Origin of the sequence: Undibacterium sp. Rencai35W (assembly GCF_049340185.1) — a bacterium.
Classification (GTDB): Bacteria; Pseudomonadota; Gammaproteobacteria; order Burkholderiales; family Burkholderiaceae_D; genus Undibacterium.
Map to the genome: position 1 here is coordinate 340,934 of NZ_JBMPPC010000004.1, position 18,963 is coordinate 359,896.

Annotated in this window: 10 protein-coding genes; 5 read left to right on the forward strand and 5 right to left on the reverse strand. The window is 47.0% G+C overall.

Going from position 1 to position 18,963, the window contains the following annotated elements:
- Nucleotides 1–24: 24 nt before the first annotated feature.
- Nucleotides 25–1,815: a methyl-accepting chemotaxis protein gene (locus tag ACO0K3_RS11080; protein WP_422984541.1), complete on the reverse strand. Its 1,791-nt coding sequence runs from the start codon at nt 1,813–1,815 to the stop codon at nt 25–27.
- A 613-nt stretch (nt 1,816–2,428) separates the two neighbouring features.
- On the opposite strand from ACO0K3_RS11080, the gene xdhA reads away from it, so the two are divergent.
- The 3 genes from xdhA to guaD all read left to right on the forward strand — a co-directional run bounded on the left by xdhA (nt 2,429) and on the right by guaD (nt 7,855).
- Nucleotides 2,429–3,955, forward strand: coding sequence for a xanthine dehydrogenase small subunit (gene xdhA, locus ACO0K3_RS11085; protein ID WP_422984543.1), 1,527 nt, complete (start codon nt 2,429–2,431; stop codon nt 3,953–3,955).
- Nucleotides 3,952–6,288: a xanthine dehydrogenase molybdopterin binding subunit gene (gene xdhB, locus ACO0K3_RS11090; protein ID WP_422984545.1), complete on the forward strand. Its 2,337-nt coding sequence runs from the start codon at nt 3,952–3,954 to the stop codon at nt 6,286–6,288. The genes xdhA and xdhB overlap by 4 nt, the downstream gene beginning before the upstream one ends.
- A gap of 253 nt (nt 6,289–6,541) precedes the next feature.
- Nucleotides 6,542–7,855 carry a guanine deaminase gene (gene guaD / locus ACO0K3_RS11095; RefSeq protein ID WP_422984547.1) on the forward strand — a complete coding sequence of 438 codons (1,314 nt, stop codon included), beginning with the start codon at nt 6,542–6,544 and terminating at the stop codon, nt 7,853–7,855.
- 306 nt (nt 7,856–8,161) lie between these two features.
- On the opposite strand, the gene ACO0K3_RS11100 is transcribed toward guaD, so the two are convergent.
- From ACO0K3_RS11100 to ACO0K3_RS11110, 3 genes are all read right to left on the reverse strand, one after another.
- Nucleotides 8,162–11,251 carry a TonB-dependent receptor gene (locus ACO0K3_RS11100; RefSeq protein WP_422984549.1) on the reverse strand — a complete coding sequence of 1,030 codons (3,090 nt, stop codon included), beginning with the start codon at nt 11,249–11,251 and terminating at the stop codon, nt 8,162–8,164.
- Nucleotides 11,252–11,969: 718 nt separating this feature from the next.
- Nucleotides 11,970–14,801, reverse strand: a complete 2,832-nt coding sequence (locus ACO0K3_RS11105) for a TonB-dependent receptor domain-containing protein (RefSeq protein ID WP_422984551.1) — start codon at nt 14,799–14,801, stop codon at nt 11,970–11,972.
- Nucleotides 14,802–15,363: 562 nt separating this feature from the next.
- Nucleotides 15,364–16,500 carry an alpha-D-ribose 1-methylphosphonate 5-triphosphate diphosphatase gene (locus ACO0K3_RS11110; RefSeq protein WP_422984553.1) on the reverse strand — a complete coding sequence of 379 codons (1,137 nt, stop codon included), beginning with the start codon at nt 16,498–16,500 and terminating at the stop codon, nt 15,364–15,366.
- Nucleotides 16,501–16,713: 213 nt separating this feature from the next.
- On the opposite strand from ACO0K3_RS11110, the gene ACO0K3_RS11115 reads away from it, so the two are divergent.
- Nucleotides 16,714–17,415 (forward strand): DUF1045 domain-containing protein, encoded by a 702-nt coding sequence (locus ACO0K3_RS11115; protein ID WP_422984555.1) that lies wholly within the window; start codon nt 16,714–16,716, stop codon nt 17,413–17,415.
- On the opposite strand, the gene ACO0K3_RS11120 is transcribed toward ACO0K3_RS11115, so the two are convergent.
- Nucleotides 17,416–18,351, reverse strand: coding sequence for a LysR family transcriptional regulator (locus ACO0K3_RS11120; protein ID WP_422984557.1), 936 nt, complete (start codon nt 18,349–18,351; stop codon nt 17,416–17,418). It lies immediately after the preceding gene.
- Between the two features lie 251 nt (nt 18,352–18,602).
- Between ACO0K3_RS11120 and ACO0K3_RS11125 the strand changes: the two genes are divergently transcribed.
- Nucleotides 18,603–18,872, forward strand: coding sequence for a DUF4148 domain-containing protein (locus ACO0K3_RS11125; RefSeq protein WP_422958987.1), 270 nt, complete (start codon nt 18,603–18,605; stop codon nt 18,870–18,872).
- Nucleotides 18,873–18,963 lie beyond the last annotated feature (91 nt).

Sequence of the window (18,963 nt, forward strand, 5' to 3'; positions counted from 1 at the left end):
AGCAAAGCATTGCCAGTTTGTGTTTTAGAACTCTTCCCACTCGTCAGCACTTGGGGCGCTGTGACGGCTACCGGCACTAGCAGCACTGGATGCGCTTGCTTTGGGTGATGCTGACGGAGCTTTTTTGACGCTTGCTCTGGCAGCAGGTAAAGATTTAATAGTCGATGCTTTTGGCTTAGGCTTAACAGATGCGGCAGCTTCAACACGACGCACTGGTGCAGGTGCTTTCTCCATCGCATGCTCAGCGGCATTGAGTTTAAAAATACTGACTACTTTTGCCAGTTCTGCCGCCTGATCCTGCAAGCTTTGTGCTGCTGCTGCGGCTTCCTCTACCAAAGCGGCATTTTGCTGCGTCATACCATCCATTTCAATAATGGCATGGTTGACGTGTTCAATACCGACGCTCTGTTCCTGGCTGGCGGCACTGATTTCGGCAATGATGTCTGTGACATGCTTCACGCTAGAGACCACCTGATCAATTGTCACGCCTGCCTGACCTACCAGTTTGGTACCGATGTCGACTTTTTCTACCGAGGTGCCGATCAGGGTTTTAATTTCTTTTGCAGCTGCAGCACTACGCTGCGCCAGATTACGGACTTCTGCAGCCACCACCGCAAAACCACGACCCTGCTCACCGGCACGCGCTGCTTCAACTGCCGCATTTAATGCAAGAATATTTGTCTGGAATGCGATACCGTCAATCACACTAATGATATCGACGATCTTTTTGGAGGATTCGTTAATTGCACTCATGGTATCGACGACCTGCGCAACCACAACACCACCCTGACGAGCAACTTCGGACGCAGAAGCGGCTAACTGATTCGCTTCGCGCGCATTGTCTGCGTTCTGCTTCACAGTGGTCGTCAGTTCTTTCATTGATGACGTTGTTTTTTCCAGTGAACTGGCTTGCTGTTCCGTACGGGAAGACAGATCCAGATTACCGCTGGCAATTTCGCTGGATGCTGTCGCGATCGTATCGGTACCCTGACGGACCTGACCAACGATATTGACCAGGCTGTCGCGCATAGTTTTCATCTGCGCGATCAGACTACTGTCATCACCTGAATTGCTATCAATTGACACTGCCAGATCACCTGCCGCAATACGATTTGCAATGTGTGCAGCGTAGTCAGGTTCCCCACCGAGCTGTTTCAGCAAACTGCGGGTAATCACAACACCAGCAAAAATACCGGCCAGCAAAGCTAAGCCGCCGAGGACCAGCATCAGATTACGCGCTGTACCAAAGGCTGATCTCGCGTCCTCTGAACTTTGCTCATTAACTTTATCTTTCAAGGTCACCATTTCATCCAGCGCATCTAACCATTTCTTTTGCACGGGACGGATTTTTTTGATCAGGGTGATCGTTGCGACCTCAGGATTATTCGCCAGACCTAATTCCTGTGCTTTGGCAGGCAACGGTGCTGAGGCATTTTCTTGTTCTTTCAGCTTTGCGAGTAAGGCTTTTTCTTCCGCAGAAGTCGCCGTCTCTGACGCAAACATCGATGCTAATTTCGCCTCGGCTTCTGTGTATTTTTTTGACTGTTCTTTGATCTTGGCCAGCTCTGGCTCCATATCGCCTGCGTCATTTAGCAACGTCAGATTACGCAGCGATACCATACGGTCATAGACAATCGCACGCATCTCAATCACCAGACGCGTTTCAACGTTATTGACGTTGACGATGCGCTCCAGCCGGTCTTCGATTTGTGACATGCCTCTGATGCCAAGTGCAGTCACGACGATCAGCAGGGTTAACACTAAAGCGAAACCCAATCCCAAACGCTTGCCTACCTTCATTTTTGCAAAGTTCATAATTCAGTCTTAGTGAAGTAAGGAATAAAATCCACATCAGGTATTCAATATCGATTTCGCTTACCCGTTTATTGACTTAACGGGTACGACGTTTTTTCATTGAATCATTGAGTGGCGATACAGTGCGACCAGTGATGCTTTTGCGACTTTTTGAAACAAACAAATGATTGTTCTCTAGTGTAAGCATAAAACGCTCCACATGGGTAAATCGCGCATCCGAAGTAAAGAAATATACGCTATTTTTCCGTATGGCAAGTTATTTTCTGTAGTTCAAATACAGGAGAAAATCATTTTATTCATTAGTGAAATCAAAAAATATTTACTTTTAGTTACGGACAAAAAGACGGCTTTGAGATGCGTCGTTTGGCAGAAAGATTTGCTATAAAACCAAGCAATAGAACTATCGTGTTCGATAAAGCGATGTTGCAAAATTTTGTTTGCTTTCAATGGCCTAATGCAGATCAATTGATACCGTGCATCATCGTTCTGATATGGCAAGGTAATGCATGAGTGATAATCTCTTACATGTCAAAATGGCGCTGAGATTTTTTGGCAATTCTGTGCCAATTTTCGCAGCGAAGCAACACTCTAAAAAAATACTGCTGGAGTAAGCATGCCGGACCCAATTCAATTCTATTTTCGCGGCAAAAAACATCTGGTTAGTGATACAGCACCCACACAAACTTTGTTGCAATATTTACGAGAAGATCTTCATTGCACAGGCACCAAAGAAGGTTGTGCGGAGGGCGATTGCGGTGCTTGTACGGTCGTTATCGGTGAATTAAAACAAGACCGATTACAGATGAAATCGGTGAACGCATGTCTGCAGTTCTTACCGACGCTGGATGGCAAAGCTATTTTTACCGTTGAAGATTTAAGTAGCACCGGATCGCTGCATCCGGTTCAGCAAGCGATGGTAGATTGCCACGGATCGCAATGTGGTTTTTGTACGCCCGGCTTTGTGATGTCTCTGTGGGATTTGTATTTAAGAGAAGTGGGCACCGGAACGACAGATACCACAACAAATAGTGATATCAGGACAATGCCGCTGGATCGTAAAAAAATCGATATCGCCTTAAGCGGAAATTTATGTCGCTGCACAGGCTACCGCCCTATCATCGATGCCGCTCGTCAAATGGCTAAGCTGCCAAAACAAGACTTTGACCGTGATGCCTTGAGCCAGACCCTACGCGGACTGCAAAGAGAACAGGCTTTGTCATACCAACACCGAGATCAGCGCTTTGATGCACCGCAGACGCTGACAAGCCTGCTCGCCTTACGTGCAACCAGACCTGATGCTGTGCTGCTGGCGGGCGCGACCGATGTGGGCTTGTGGGTGACCAAGCAATTACGCGATCTGAATGACATTATTTATCTGGGCGAAGTCGCGGAACTGCAGCTGGTATCTGTTGAAGACAATGTATTGAGTATCGGTGCCACGGTCCCGCTTGACGAGGCCTATCAGGCAGCAACAAATTACTATCCTGAGCTAAACGATCTGTGGCAACGCTTTGCCTCCTTGCCTATCCGTCATATCGGAACATTAGGCGGGAATGTTGCCAACGGATCGCCGATCGGTGACTCCATGCCCTGGCTCATTGTTCTTGGTGCCCGGATCGTCTTAAGCAATTTATCCGGACAGCGCCGCCTGCCTTTAGAAGACTTTTATCTTGGCTACCAAAAGAAAGATTTACGTGCGGATGAGATTGTGACGACGGTCGAATTGCCTTTACCATCAGCTCAGCAAATTTTCCGCACATATAAACTCGCCAAGCGTTTTGACCAGGATATTTCCGCAGTGTGCGCCGCATTCTCCGCCCAATTGCAAGATGGACGCTTAAGCAATGTACGCATCGCGTTTGGCGGCATGGCGGCAACACCGAAACGAGCCCTTGCGGCAGAAGCCTGTCTGGAGAATCACCTCTGGGATGAAGCAAATCTGCTCAAGGCAATGACCGCACTGGCACAAGATTACGCACCGCTGTCCGATATGCGCGCCTCTAGCGAATACCGGATGACGACAGCACAAAATCTCTTACACAGATTTTGGCTAGAAACTCGTCCTCACGCACCACTGCCAAAAACCGCCCTCGATGTATTTGCCGCACCGGATCTCGCCCGTGAAGGAGTCGATCGATGAACTCACTCACAGACATGAATACATCAACACTGGCAACAAAATGGAAAGAAGTGGGCCAAGCACATCCGCATGAATCTGCAATCCTGCATGTTTGCGGTACGGCGACATATACCGACGACATTCCTGAAGTGCGCGGAACATTGCATGCGGCACTGGGCTTATCACAAAGAGCACATGCAAAAATAATTACCCTCGATCTGACGCCGGTAAAATCGGCTGAGGGCGTAGTGGCGGTATTTACTGCCAGCGATTTTCCCGGTACGAACGATTGCGGACCAATCTTGCATGACGATCCGATTCTGGCAGACGGCATCGTTGCCTATGTGGGACAGCCGATCTTCGTTGTTGTCGCCAGCACGCATGATCTGGCGAGGCGCGCAGCACGTAAGGCCGTGATGGTCTATGAAGACTTACCCGCGGTTCTGACGCCACAGGATGCACGTGCCGTACAGTCATTTGTACTGCCCCCGATGTCTCTGCAAAGAGGGAATGCGCAGCAAGCGATGCACAGCGCTCCGCATCGCTTACAAGGTCAGTTGCAAGTTGGCGGTCAAGAGCAGTTTTATCTCGAAGGGCAAATCGCCTATGCCTTGCCAAAAGAAGCAAAGGCAATGCAAGTCTGTTGCTCAACTCAGCATCCGAGCGAAATGCAACACGTAGTGGCACATGCGCTAGCGATTCCTTCGCATCAGGTACAAGTCGAATGTCGGCGCATGGGTGGTGGTTTTGGCGGCAAAGAATCGCAATCCGCCTTGTGGGCAGCCAGTGCAGCGCTCTGTGCAATGCACTTGCAAGTGCCTGTCAAATTGCGCGCTGATCGTGACGACGACATGATGGTGACAGGCAAACGTCATGAGTTTTATTATGAGTACGAGATCGGCTACGACGACCAAGGCTTGATCTTGGCAGCAAGAATCGAAATGGTGTTGCGCGCTGGGTTTTCTGCGGATTTATCAGGGCCGGTGGCTACGCGTGCCGTCTGCCATTTCGATAATGCGTATTATTTATCGGATGTCGAAATCAAGGCGCTCTGCGGTAAAACAAACACGCAGTCGAACACGGCTTTTCGCGGATTTGGCGGCCCGCAAGGTGCAATCGCGGTGGAATACGTGATCGATGACATTGCACGTAATCTCGGCAAAGATGCCTTAAGTATTCGCAAGCTTAATTTTTATGGCCGCAACGACAATGAAGGTCGCAACACGACGCATTACGGTCAAAAAGTCGTTGATAACGTGATTCATGAAATCGTCGCCGAGCTAGAGCAAAACAGCGCTTATCAAGAACGGCGAGCCGCTATTGAGGTGTTTAATCAGGACAGCCCGATCCTTAAAAAAGGACTGGCGCTGACACCGCATAAATTTGGTATCGCTTTTAATGTCACCCATCTGAATCAGGCTGGCGCTTTGGTTCATGTGTACACCGATGGCTCAGTCTTGGTCAATCACGGTGGCACCGAAATGGGACAAGGCCTGCATACCAAGGTCGCACAGGTAGTGGCGCATGAACTCGGTATTCCGCTGGCTCAGGTAAAAATGACAGCGACCGATACCAGTAAAATTGCCAATACCTCTGCCACGGCAGCATCGACAGGTGCCGATCTGAACGGCAAGGCCGCGCAGCACGCAGCTCGCCAGATCCGGGACAGACTGGCTGTCTTCGCCTCAAGTCTCTTCGGTGGCAATGCAGAAGACGTGCAGTTTTTTTCCGGACAGGTGTTAGCTGGAAGCGACCAGCTCAGCTTTGCCGAACTGGTACAAAAAGCGTATCTCGCCCGTGTTCAGTTATGGTCAGACGGTTTCTACGCGACGCCGCATTTGCATTGGGATAGCAAGACCATGACGGGCAATCCTTTTTCGTATTATGCCTACGGTGCTGCAGTATCCGAGGTCATCGTTGATACGCTGACTGGCGAATGGAAATTACTGCGTGCAGATCTGCTCTACGACGCAGGAAACTCGCTGAATCCTGCAATTGATCTTGGTCAGGTCGAAGGTGCTTTTATTCAGGGCATGGGCTGGTTAACGACAGAGGAATTATGCTGGGATGCCCAAGGTAAACTAACTACGCATGCGCCTTCAACATATAAGATTCCGGCGATCTCGGACTGTCCTGAGGATTTTCGTGTGAAGTTATTCGGCAAGCACAATATTGCAGACAGTATCCATCGCTCAAAAGCAACGGGAGAGCCGCCCTTGCTGCTGCCCTTTTCCGTGTTTTTTGCGATCCGTGATGCGATCGCCAGTGTAGCCGGTCATCGACGTAATCCGCCTTTACAGGCGCCGGCAACTGGCGAGGCGATACTAAAGGCGATCAATGCTATTCGTGTGTAATTCCGTTGTCCTTCACGCCCGCCGTTGCGAGCGGCACCTGGACATTCGCGACGAAGGAAAAGCATAAGATAACTTTATATTGTTTAGAATTTTTCCTGTCCGTATCTGAAAGTTTATTATCGGCACGCAATAATACGATGCGTTCACGTAGTATTTTTAGAAATTTCCATATCAATCCCGCAGGTTTCATGCGCCTCTCAAGACTGTTTTGAGCTGAAAGGCGCATGAACAGTGCGGGTTCAAAGTACACATTATGCATTCTCAGTTACCTACAAAGACGCAAGCCTATCGCGCCAGTCTGCTACATTTTATTGATGATCCCCTGATGAGTGATCAGGCGACGCAATGGTGTGAAGACGGATTGCTGATCATTTGTGACGGACGGATCCAGGCCGCCGGTGATTACGCAACCCTAAAAACGACCTTGAATGATGACGTCGTAGTGCAACATTTTCCCGGCAAGATCATCATGCCCGGCTTCATCGACAGTCATATTCATTATCCTCAAACCGACATCATAGGATCGCCTGCACCCGGACTGTTGCCTTGGCTGGAGCAATATACGTTTCCGGCTGAACGGCGATTTCAGGACCGTCATCACGCCGGTGAAGTAGCAGAATTTTTTCTCAACGAGTTGCTACGTTGCGGCACTACGACGGCAATGGTGTATTGCACCGTACATCCTGAATCTGTCGATGCTTTTTTTGAAGCAAGCTCATCACGCAATTTGCGGATGATTGCAGGTAAAGTATTGATGGACAGGAATTGTCCGGAGTTTTTACGCGATACAGCAGAAGGCGGCATACGCGATAGCGAAGCGCTGATCCAAAAATGGCATAACAAAGGTCGCCAACTATATGCGATCACACCGCGTTTCGCACCGACTTCCAGTGAAGCACAGATGCAACTTGCCGGTGAGTTAGCCTGCACCTATCCGGACACGTTCATACAAACTCATGTCGCAGAAAACCGCGACGAATGTGCTTGGGCGAAAAGTCTGTTTCCGCAGGCGCGTAGCTACCTCGACATCTATGATCGCTATGGCTTAATGCGAGAACGTGCGATGTACGGCCATTGCATCTGGCTCGATAACGAAGACCGGGCACGCATGTTCGCCACCCGCTCCGCAGTGGCGCTGTGTCCGACATCAAACCTGTTTCTGGGTAGCGGATTGTTTGACTTTAAAGCTGCAGAGCAAGAAAAAATTCTCTTGTCATTAGCAACGGATGTTGGGGGAGGCACCTCATTCTCCATGCTGCAAACCATGAACGAAACTTATAAAGTTGCTCGCATGGGAGGACACCACTTATCCGCTACAAGGATGTTTTATCTGGCGACACTAGGCGCCGCACGCAGCATGCAGCTGGACGGATCCATTGGTAATTTTACGGCGAATACGGAAGCTGATTTCATCATACTCGATCCGCAGGCAACACCACTAATGGCCCGTCGCATCTCACAATGCAATTCACTGGAAGAGCTGTTATTCGCACTGGCACTTTTAGGCGATGACCGCCAGGTAGTCAGCACCTATGCGGCTGGTAAGCAAGTGCATGTGCGAAAGTAAGTGGTGTTAATTTGGTTTTGCATTAACGGCGTAGGTTTGGTGCGTTGTTCGAGTTCGGGTGACTAAAAGCCGTAAATTACGGCGACGATATACAGAAGAAACGTGAATACAGTAACGACGAACTTAAATGTTTTTACCAACTTAATAAAGTGATTCTCCGGCGTACTCCACATAATACCCGGACATTGTAAAGCGTAGAAAAACCAATATTTATAAAAAAAGCCCCGGAAGTCCGGGGCTTTTAAGTTTCTAACTGGCACATCATATAAAGAATGTGATGTGCTCAACTAACATAATTCTATAGGATTAGAACTTGTAGTTGTATTCAGCTGTCAGTTTTGCGCTACGTGGTGCGGAATAGCTCAATACACCTTCGTAGATTGCATAACGTACGTTTGCAGTGTTGTAACGTTCAACCACTTTCTGCACCGTTTGCGCATCAAATACGTTGAATACGTCAAGCTTCAAAGACAGACCTTTGACAAACGCTGGCTTGTAGACAATGTTCATATCCAGACGACGATCCCATTCCAAATTACCAACGGTACCACGTGGAGTAGCAACGTTTTGTGCACCAGTTACACCGAAGCAGTAGTGTGATGCGGATGTGTAGTTTGGAGAGTCTGCTGGTGTAGGATTAGTACCCAAGCATGAACGAGGACGACCAGCTGCTAACAACAAGTTACCGCCGACTGTCCATTCTGGCGTTAAGTCATAGAAACCGTATGCTTTGACTTGATGAGTACGATCATTAGGCAACAAACCGTTTGCGTACAACATTAACTCACGGTAATCCCATGTCTGCGTTGCGGCGACGTCAGCTTGTCCAGTATTTGTATCAGACAAAGTTTGACCTTCGGTGTTACCAGTACTGCGTGACCACGTATAGTTGACCTTACCATACCAACCGTTACGATATGGATGTTCGGCAAACAAATCCAAGGCTTTGTATTTACGTTCCGCTTTTTCAAAGCCCAAGTCCTCAGCCGACAAATGGACCTTGGTGTATGATTTACGTGCAGTTGCTGGGTTTGCATCGTTAAAATCGACTAAGAAGTCGTTAGCCTCACCAGGATTAAATGATGCACAACCGAAGCCATTCCAATTTGATGTATCGACGTTGTTGCGAGCAGCCCATTTATCAAACGGACGTTGATCACAGAAGTCATCAATTGTTGAACGCAATGTACGATATGTAACTTTTGCACCAAAGTTCAAATTAGCTGAGTAAGCCTTTTCGAAACCCAATGTAATCTCGTCCTGGAAACTTGGTTTCAAGCCAGTCGCCGTAATTGTCTTAGGATCTTTAGCTTGTCCAAGTTCATTGTTTGCAGACAAAACATTAGTCAATTGTGTCAAACCAGTTGGCGTACCGTTTGCATCTGTACCGGTGTAGGCAAAGTATTGGTTCGTATTCAGGGAACCATTTGCACCACGCAAAGCAACAACTGTAGGCATTTGAACAGCGTAACGACCTGCGCTACCAAATACTTTCATAGAAGAATCGCCATTGACGTCCCAAGCAGCACTGAAACGCGGTGCTAACTGGTTTTTCATTTCGATATACTTCACTTTATCTTGATTCGAGTTGGAGAACTGTTCATTACGCAGACCCAAAGTCAACAAGACATTTTTTGTGATTTGATAACGGTCTTCGATGTACTGTGCTGCTTGATCTGCATATGCATTCGACACAGTAGAGCTTAAGATTTTTTCAACGTAGTAACCTTGAGCGGCCAAGCCACCATATGGTGTCAACGCTGGCACTGTTCCACCTGCAACGGATGTTGGCAGATTTGGTGTTGTGGACTTTAAATAAGTCCAGTTACCACCACCGGCCGCTGCATCACCAGCATTCAATGAAGTCATGGAATTATTATCCAAGCCACCACGAATTGTATGTTGACCTAACTTATATTCTAAATCCAGACGGAATGCTTTGACGGTGTCAGTAGAACCTGAAAATGGCAGATTACCTGAAAAACCTTGCGGACTTGCGTAGTTCAACCCCGGAACTTGGTTATTCGCATCTGCTGTAACTTGGAACACGCTAGCGTTATATCCAGCTGGCAAATAAATATGTGTCGCTTTGCTTTGTCCGTATGAGGCCGTCAGAGTCAGATTATCTGTCAAATTGCCTGTGTATTTCAGGATTTGAACTTCACCACCATTTGCGCCGTTATTTTCTTGATGGTCAGATGAATTAACTTTTGAGCCAACTGCGCGAGTAGTGTAGTCGTATGAATAATATTTGTTATCTACTTTTGGAAGATCACCTAGAGCGGTTAATTCCAAACGATGATCGTCAGTAATATTCCAGTCAAATTTGGAATAGTAACGATTCAGCTTAGTTTTTTGCTCTTGCCAACCGTTAACAGCATTTGTTGTGGACGTTCTACCGTTGAATACGCCAGAAAAATCCGTTGTCGTAGCTTCCGCAGCCAAGAACATGAACAGCTTGTCCTTAATAATTGGACCACCAACATAGGCGCCAATTTGCTTCTGCTCTGTTGAGTTGTCTTGACGGCGGAAACGTAAAGTGCCGTCAGTTGTCTTAGTATTAGACGCACCAATGACTGGGTAGTAGTAGTCTAACGGTGTAGCGCGCAATGCGTTTGGTGTAATCGATGCCATTGCACCAACTTCCCAGTTGTTTGTACCGCTCTTACCTGTAATATTGACCACACCGCCAACTGATCGGCCAAATTCCGCACCAAAGCCACCAACCAAAACGTCAGCTTGCGCAATCGCGCCGAATGGAAGTTCAGATGCGCCCAGCTGTGTCAGTGGGTTAGTAACAGGGAAACCGTTGATGTAATATGCATTTTCAGATGCGCCACCACCAGCAAAGCTTGCGCCCGCAGCATAAGTAGGATCACCGCGTGTTGTGTTGGGTGCCAACTGTACAATTGCTTCTACGTTACGTGCCACTGGCAATTTTGCGAGTTCTTTGGCGGTAAATGTGGCGCCGTTAGTTGCGCTAGATACGTCAATACGACTACGACGAGCAGAAACCTCAATAGACTGTACTCCTGCGTTTGCAGCAGCGCCAAAATCTGGCTCAACACCTTGACCAGCGAATACATCCAGTTCGGCATTTGCCAGAACTGTGGAGTCCTTCATCAATGTAGCTTTGTAGTGACCCGCAGGTAATGCTGTACCTTGGAATTTACCAGTAGCATCGATTGCGACAGTACGAGTTAAGTTTGTATCTGTGTTTTTCAACACAACAGATGTCGCAGAACCAGCAACAACTTTACCAAATACCGTACCTACAGTATTAGATTGCGCTATTGCATTAGGTGCAACACCAACAGACAATACACCTACTCCAAAAGCGACAGTCAGCGCATGCGCGACTAGCGTTTTTCTAAACACAAGATTTTTCTTGGACATGTGATTTCCTAATTATGTAAATCAATAAAACGTTGCACAGCGTCGCGCCGACAAAACTAATCATTATTGCAACTGCATGACGGGCAAACCTATACTAAAGCCAACACCCTCCTGACGAATACCTCTTCCAGAAACAATTTGCAACACTAAGAATCAGTGTTTCTTTTGTAATTCAATGTAAATAAGATCGTTTTTGTAATCTTATTTATGTAAATTATTCTGTCAAAAAATACTCATCTCGCATGGAAACATCTCTGGCGTATGGGTGTCAATACTGGCTTTTTGCTGATTCACAAAAAAACAACACCCGTGTTTTCCAACTAAAACTAATCAGCCAAGGAAAGCCTTATTTTTGTGCGTGACAACAAATTATTACTTTAGATATATAAAAGTTATTGTTTTTGGGCATAAATTCTCTTGATGTCGCCGTCAACAAAATTATATTTTTGTACTTTTAAAAAAGCTTATAAAAAAGTTTTATCAGTCAGTATATTTTTATACGTTAACTAATTAGATTTATATAAAAATTAAATACAAAAACACAATGAAAATATTTTCGCTTTAATGTGGTGCAAAAATATATTTTATTTATCCATCTTTCTTAATTTTTATTGATGTGTACAAAGCAGGGATAAATTTAGCGAATGAGGCCATAACAAAAAAACGCTCAGATTTCTCTGAGCGTTTTTTGTTCGGGTAGGTACTTTAGCAGTACTTATTAGAACTTATAGTTACCAACTAAGTAGAATTGACGTCCCAAAGGATCTGTATAACGACCATCGTAACCGAGTTGGTTACCACCGCCGTTAATACGTTGTGAGAATGGTGGGTCTACATTAAACAGATTCTTGATACCGCCAGTTAAAGTGAAGCTTTTGGTCAGTCTCGCTTTTGTCTGCCAGTCGAACACTGTGTAAGACTTAACATCACGTACTGAATCCACGTAATCACCTAATGTACCATCAGCATTGACTTTACGAACAGCACCATCATCAGCTGTAATTGGCGCATCGTGGTAACCAGAATGATAATTCGCAGTTAATGTGTGCGTGTATGTCGCGGATGGTTTCCAAGTCGCTGCAAGTTTAGAAATCACACGGAATACCACATTATTGTACGCATCAAAACGACCAACGCTCTTCTCAACATCAGAACCTGGAACAGCTTGCTCTGCTTTGAGCATGTAGGTACCAGTCCAGTTCAAAGCAACTTTACCAAATGAAGTCGCTGTCGTGAATGTATGATCCCAGTCAATACCTTGATAGTGCGAACTAGCAATGTTGAAAGGAGTCAAAGCTGCCACTAAAACGTTTTGCTTCTGGATAGGATCGTAGTAAGAAGAGAACAATCCAGCATAAGTTTTAGGATTATCAAATACCAAACTTTCAGGCAAAGTGGCGATCTGATCTTTCAGCTTAACATCCCACAAATCGAAACCAATAGACAAGCTCTTCGTCGGTTCGACGCGGAAACCTATCGTAGATTGTGTCGATTTTTCAGGTTTCAGGCCAGCATCACCAGTAAATGGATTGCCACCTGTCAACAGACCGTATTCGGCTGTACCATTACACAATGGCAGCAAAGGACCTGAAGTAATTGGGCAAGGATGGAAGTTAGAAGAGCCTCCGTTAGACAATGGGCTAGTGATATTGGACAAAGACGGTGCTTTGAAACCTGTACCGTAAGAACCACGTAATAACACTTCATCTACCGGGCGATAGGCAACTGCTAATTTATATGTGGATGAGCTCGCTTTGTTACCTTGTGTTGCAGGTGCAATCAAATTACCTGCTGTATCAAAGTTTTTGCTGTTTTTAGCTGCATCATAGCTATCGTAACGAACAGCAGCTGTTACATCCAGATTTTTGATTACTGGAACTAACAATTCGCCGAAAGCACCCCAGCTATTGCGTGATGTGTCAAAAGGCAACGCGCCAGTGCCACCACCGACGTTCGTATCTGTCCAGTTTGGTTGCAGGCTGTTGGGGCCTTGAGCAATCGCACTTGGGCTATCCGCATAGTTCTGCTTAGAGAAATCCGCACCAAAACCCAATTGAGAAACACCACCTGGTGCTTTGAACAGTTCCATCGATCCGCGCGCACTCAATACATCAAGCTTCGAAACAGTTTCGTCCAAAACCTGATGCAACACTGCTGGAGCAAGTGCTGCTTTAGTAGCCGCTGTCGGCGCGATAAACGGATTGTATGCACCAGACGCAAACAAAGCATCTAATTTATCACCGCTGGTGTAACCTGCGACTGCATTATCTACCGACTTGTTTTCTGAATGCGTGTATGACAGATTGTAGTCAACACCTTTCAGATTGCCCTCTAAGCCAAGAACAACGTGTTTCGCGCTAGTTTCCCATCCATCAGTACGGCCACCAGCGTCAACTAAACGAAGGTTCATCGTTGATGAAGTCACTTTTGTAGGATCTACACCGAGTTTAACAATCGCTGGAACGATGAAGTTCTTGTATAACGAGCTGTTGATGTCTACGCCCAACGGTTGTGCTGGTGGAGCAAAGCGTGCTGTACTTGTGAACTTGGAGTACAAAGCTTCTGCATAAAAACTGGTGCTATCGTTTATTTTGTAATTCAATAAACCCAAGAAACCATCACGCTTCAGCTGAGGCAAAGCTTCAACGGTGCTAGCAAAGTTATAACGACAGGAGTTACCGACGTTGAATGTATTTGGTGCTGGACATGCGCCAGTCGTAACGAATGCGGGGTTAAACGATTTCGAAAAACCAGAACCTTTTACCGTAACGTTGGCTGGAATCGAATTACTACTAGTTTGATACAACGAGTATTGCTGACCGTTGTTCATGAATTGTTGAACGCCGCCATTCGCACTAAACGCGCGATCGCTCGCATCTAACTCAGTTTGTTCATCATGGCTGTATGCCAGTAAAACGTTGTAACCGTCTTTTTCCAGATCGCCAAAGCCTTTAGAAATTGCAACATTGGATGTTGCTCCTTTAGCTGAGGTCTCAGGTGTGCTGTAAGTAACTTCCAAGTTCAAATCTTGTTGATTTTTCTTCAGAATGAAGTTGACAACACCGGCAATAGCATCTGATCCGTACAAAGCGGATGCGCCGTCAGTCAGGATCTCAACGCGCTCAACAGCTGACAGCGGAATACTTGCCAGATTAACTGCTGAACCTGTGCTGTAAGGGGCAATCCGATGACCGTTCAACAGCACGAGTGTGTAGCTAGTACCGATCGCATGGATAGAGGCCGTTTGCACACCACCACCACCACCGTTAATCGATGTTGACGCCGTTACAAAACCTTGCATAGAAGGCAATGAGGCAACTAAGTCAGCAACTGTCGTTGCGCCGCTTTGTTCAATTTGCGCTTTTGAAAGTGTTTGAACTGGCAAAGCACCTTCGACAGCGATACGTTTAATTGATGAACCAGTAATTTCAACGCGTTGTGGGGCTGCCTCTTGTGAGAATGCTGGCTGAGCCGCAAAGCCCATACCTGCTGCTACGCCGCTCGCGAATATCATTCTGACTGATCGAGACAGAATTTTTTCTTTTGTCATTGCTTAACTCCCTGAAAAGGTGTGGAGATTGATCTATCAAACGCAGATTCTTTGTTGTGTAAAGATTTGCAAATGGTCCCAAGGTTTTTTACAACACATGAAAATTTGTGTATCAAAAAAACTTGATACAGCATGGAACCATTTCCTCAATATGACTGTCAATGTACGCTTGATTTCCATACAACCAAAAAACAACAAGATAAAAAGTCAAATATTGCCTGATTTAAAGCATCTGCATTCTTTTTGTGCAATGCAAAAAAATTAACTTACATACAAATTTAATGGATATAAACAAAACTAAATTTTTATTTCTATGGATAAATTGAATTTAATTTCACCAGACGAGCGAATGCAAAATATTCATTTTCATCAGATTAAATGCCTTTACAAAAAGAAATTTCTCTTCATGCTCAATAGTCCAATTGATTGATTAAAATAGGCATGAGGAAATAGAAAATTCATATTTTTTGCACAAAATTGGTGCAATTATTAATACTCAATCGTTACAATTTAATGTGCCGCCCGGTGAAAAACTGAAACCTCTTTTTCATCAATAATGCACTCAAGCAATCTGCCGCCCAGCCCTCCACACGCCCAAAATCACCGGGAAGTTCTCAATCAATCTCACACGGATAAAATCGGCTCTTAAACCGTTTGCAATATCACCACGATCACGTAAGCCCAATAAGGTCGCTGGATTACTTGCTACTGTGGCAATGGCTCTTGATAACGAAAATCCTTGGCTTTGCAGTAGAAATGCGGCGTGTAGCAGGCTGGCGGGGACGTAATCTGACGATAAAACATCGAGTAAACCGTGCTTGGCCAGCTCTAAAGCGGATACGTTGCCTGAATGCGAGCCACCACGGACGACGTTGGGTGCGCCCATGATGATTTTTAGTTTGTACTGATGTGCTGCTCTGGCGGCATCCATGGTGGTGGGGAATTCCGACATGGTGACGCCTTCTTCGATACCCTCGGTGACGTGCTCTATCGTGGTGTCGTCATGCGTTGCCAGAGGTATGGGATGCGTGGACTCGCGGCAGAGGCGTACGACCTCGCGCCGGTTTGTCGCTGCGTTTGTTTGTTGCCGCTCTAGTAAATGATCGAGCATACCGTCGACCTTTTCATTACTCCAGCCACGCTTACCTGTGACGTAGACACGGTAATGATGCATATCTGTCCACTGGCGCTGACCTGGCGTATGGTCCATCAATGACACCAGCTTTAGACGATCATCTTTTAAAAATGGACTGAACAGGGAAATCAAATCAGGCTCAGCCAATTCCAGTCGTAAATGTAAAAAATGATCCGCACGTAACATGCCTGCGTCGGCAGCGGTGCGTAGTCCGGCGATACTGGCATGCAGTGTTTTCATCCGCATACTGTCAGTATCAATATCACCGACAGCGATCGCATCGAGCACAGTCGTGATGCCGGACGCCGCGATCTGCGCGTCATGTGCAGCGATTGCAGGCAAAATCGGCCAGCTGACTTTGGGTCGCGGCATCAGATGTTTTTCGAGGTTATCAGTATGAATCTCTACCAGACCGGGTAAGAGATAATCGCCGCCCCAGTCAGTGCCCGTCAGCCCCTGATGATCTGAGGCGACGTCATGGATATAGCCATCCTCGTAGGACATCTGACCTAAAAATTCATCGTTGACAGTAACGATCCTGGCGTTGCGTATGGTGTGTATCATATTGTTCTGGTCATCGATTTACGCGGGTACAGATCAGCTTGTAAAAAGCTAAAGCCAGCCTTGCCGCCGAATGCAAGCTCAGGTTTGTTCTCAGATTAATTCTATGGGGCTGAAACAAAACCATTCCGGCAACATGTCAGCGCTAAGCTGGGAGCATATTGCGTCAGTCCTATTTGTATATAAATATTTTGCTCAAAAGCATAGCATGCGCCAATGACTACCGAATTAACTTCCCGTTATGCTGTGTATTTCAGCCCTGAACAACAGTCGCCCTGGTTCAGGGCCGGCAATTCCTGGCTGGGCCGGGATGTGGAAACAGGCACTACACTCGCGCAGCCGGAAATAAATCAGATTCCTCCTCATCGACTCAGTGAACTCACTGCCAGCGCACGGCGGTATGGATTTCACGCTACGATGAAAGCGCCATTCCGGCTCGCTGCCGGAGCAAGCGAAAAGGATCTGTTCGCTCAGCTCGCGCTATTATGCAAGCATGCTGGCGCGATCACCGTTGCGCATCCTCGTCTACATATGCTGGGAGATTTTTTAGCGATTCAGGTGGACGAACAACAGGATGATATCGCTGCGCTGGCGCAAGCCTGCGTCGTACACGTTGATCCACTGCGCGCGGCGATGACGGATGCTGAATTACAGCGTCGCCGGCAATCGCGCTTAAGTCATCGGCATGAAGAGTTGTTGCTACGCTGGGGCTATCCTTACACTGAAGAAGCCTATCGCTTTCACATGACGTTGAGCGACTCCCTTGCACAGACAGAGGCGGAGACCGTTGAGCGCTTGCAGAATGCTGCCGAACATCATTTCAATATCGCTGCGCCGATTGAAATAAATAATTTGTGCATCTTCAAAGAAGACACGCCGGGGGCGGCACTCAAACTGATACACCGGTGTCGTTTTTAGTCATGCCGACGCTTTAGCCAGCCAAGCATCCACATCGGGATGCGGATAATTTGCAGAAATAAAGTTCACGAAATTTCTTACTTTGGCCGACAGCAAACGGCGGCTTGGGTAAACCATGGAAATCGCAACTTCGCCCAAAAGATACTCCGGAAATAAGCGCACCAGACGCCCGCTGCTGAGATCGTCGCCAAGCATGACTGACGGGCGCAATACCAAACCCATGCCTGCAATTGCACACTCTCTGAGAATATCCGCGTTATTGGAGATGACGCAGCTATGAATCGGGATATGCTTGGGCGAGGCTGGCTGACCACGAACGCCCTGGATTGCCCAGTTATCGCGCATAAAATCATAACCAAAATTCAGGCATTTATGGTTCGAGACATCTTCGGCATTTTTAGGTGCGCCATATTTTTTAATGTAATCCGGTGAGGCACATAGCAGCACTTCGGACGTCACTAGTTTGCGGGCGATCATGCTGCTGTCGATTTTTTGCAGATCGAGAAAAAATCCTACATCAATCCCCTCCTCGACCAGATCGATATTTCTATCGGTAACACGCACGTCGAGAATGATGTCGGGAAATTCTTTGGCAAATTTGGGAATAAGCGGCGCTAGCTGGCTTCGGCCAAAACTCGGGTGCGAATAGATGCGCAAAGTACCGCTAGGCTTTTTTGCAGAATACGAGGCAACGGCATCGGCATCGTCAATGTCGGCCAGAATTTGCCGCACACGCTCCAGATAAATCTGTCCCGTCTCGGTCAGAGACAGCTTGCGGGTCGTCCGGTTCAGCAGCCGCGTACCCAGATGTGTCTCCAGATCCGCCATGTAGCGGGTCACCACGGCATTCGACATTTCCATCGCAATCGCCGCTCTGGCGAAGCTCCCTTGCTCGACGACCTTAGAAAAGATCCGCATGGATTGCAGTCTGTCCATATTTCAAGCCCTTTATTATTCCATATTCAGCAATAGTATATTCCTGATTACCACCTTTTTTGTTCAATCCGAAAAGCCTACACTGCGTTCATCGGTGTGCAGTGCAACATAAACAGCCCATCGATGCCGAATCCGAGGGCGTATTGCAGTTGGCATCGGAAGTGATGGCATCTCACTTCTCATGCAAATTGAATACCTGATGCGGACGCCGGCCAAACCGCCCTTTATTATTCATTTTCTGGAGAATGACCATGAACGCTAAACAAATTTTTGCTGCTGCTAGCCTGATCGCTTTGACAACTGGCGCCGCTTTTGCTGCTGACACTACACCAACATCAACCAAAACCCGTGCTGAAGTCGTTGCTGAACTGGCGCAGGCACGTGCTGCTGGCGAACAAATCGGCGGTGAAGAATTCGCTTGGTTTGCAACACCAAAAACGGTTGTAGCTAAAACAACAACAGAACCAAAAACTGAAACAGCAACTGCACCTAAAGCAAAATCTGCCAGCACAACAGAGTAAATCTGCCGGCCGATGCAGGCTTGTCTGGCGACCAATTGACCAGATAAACAGCTCTGCTGCGATGCACACAGAAAAACGCCACCCTCGTGGC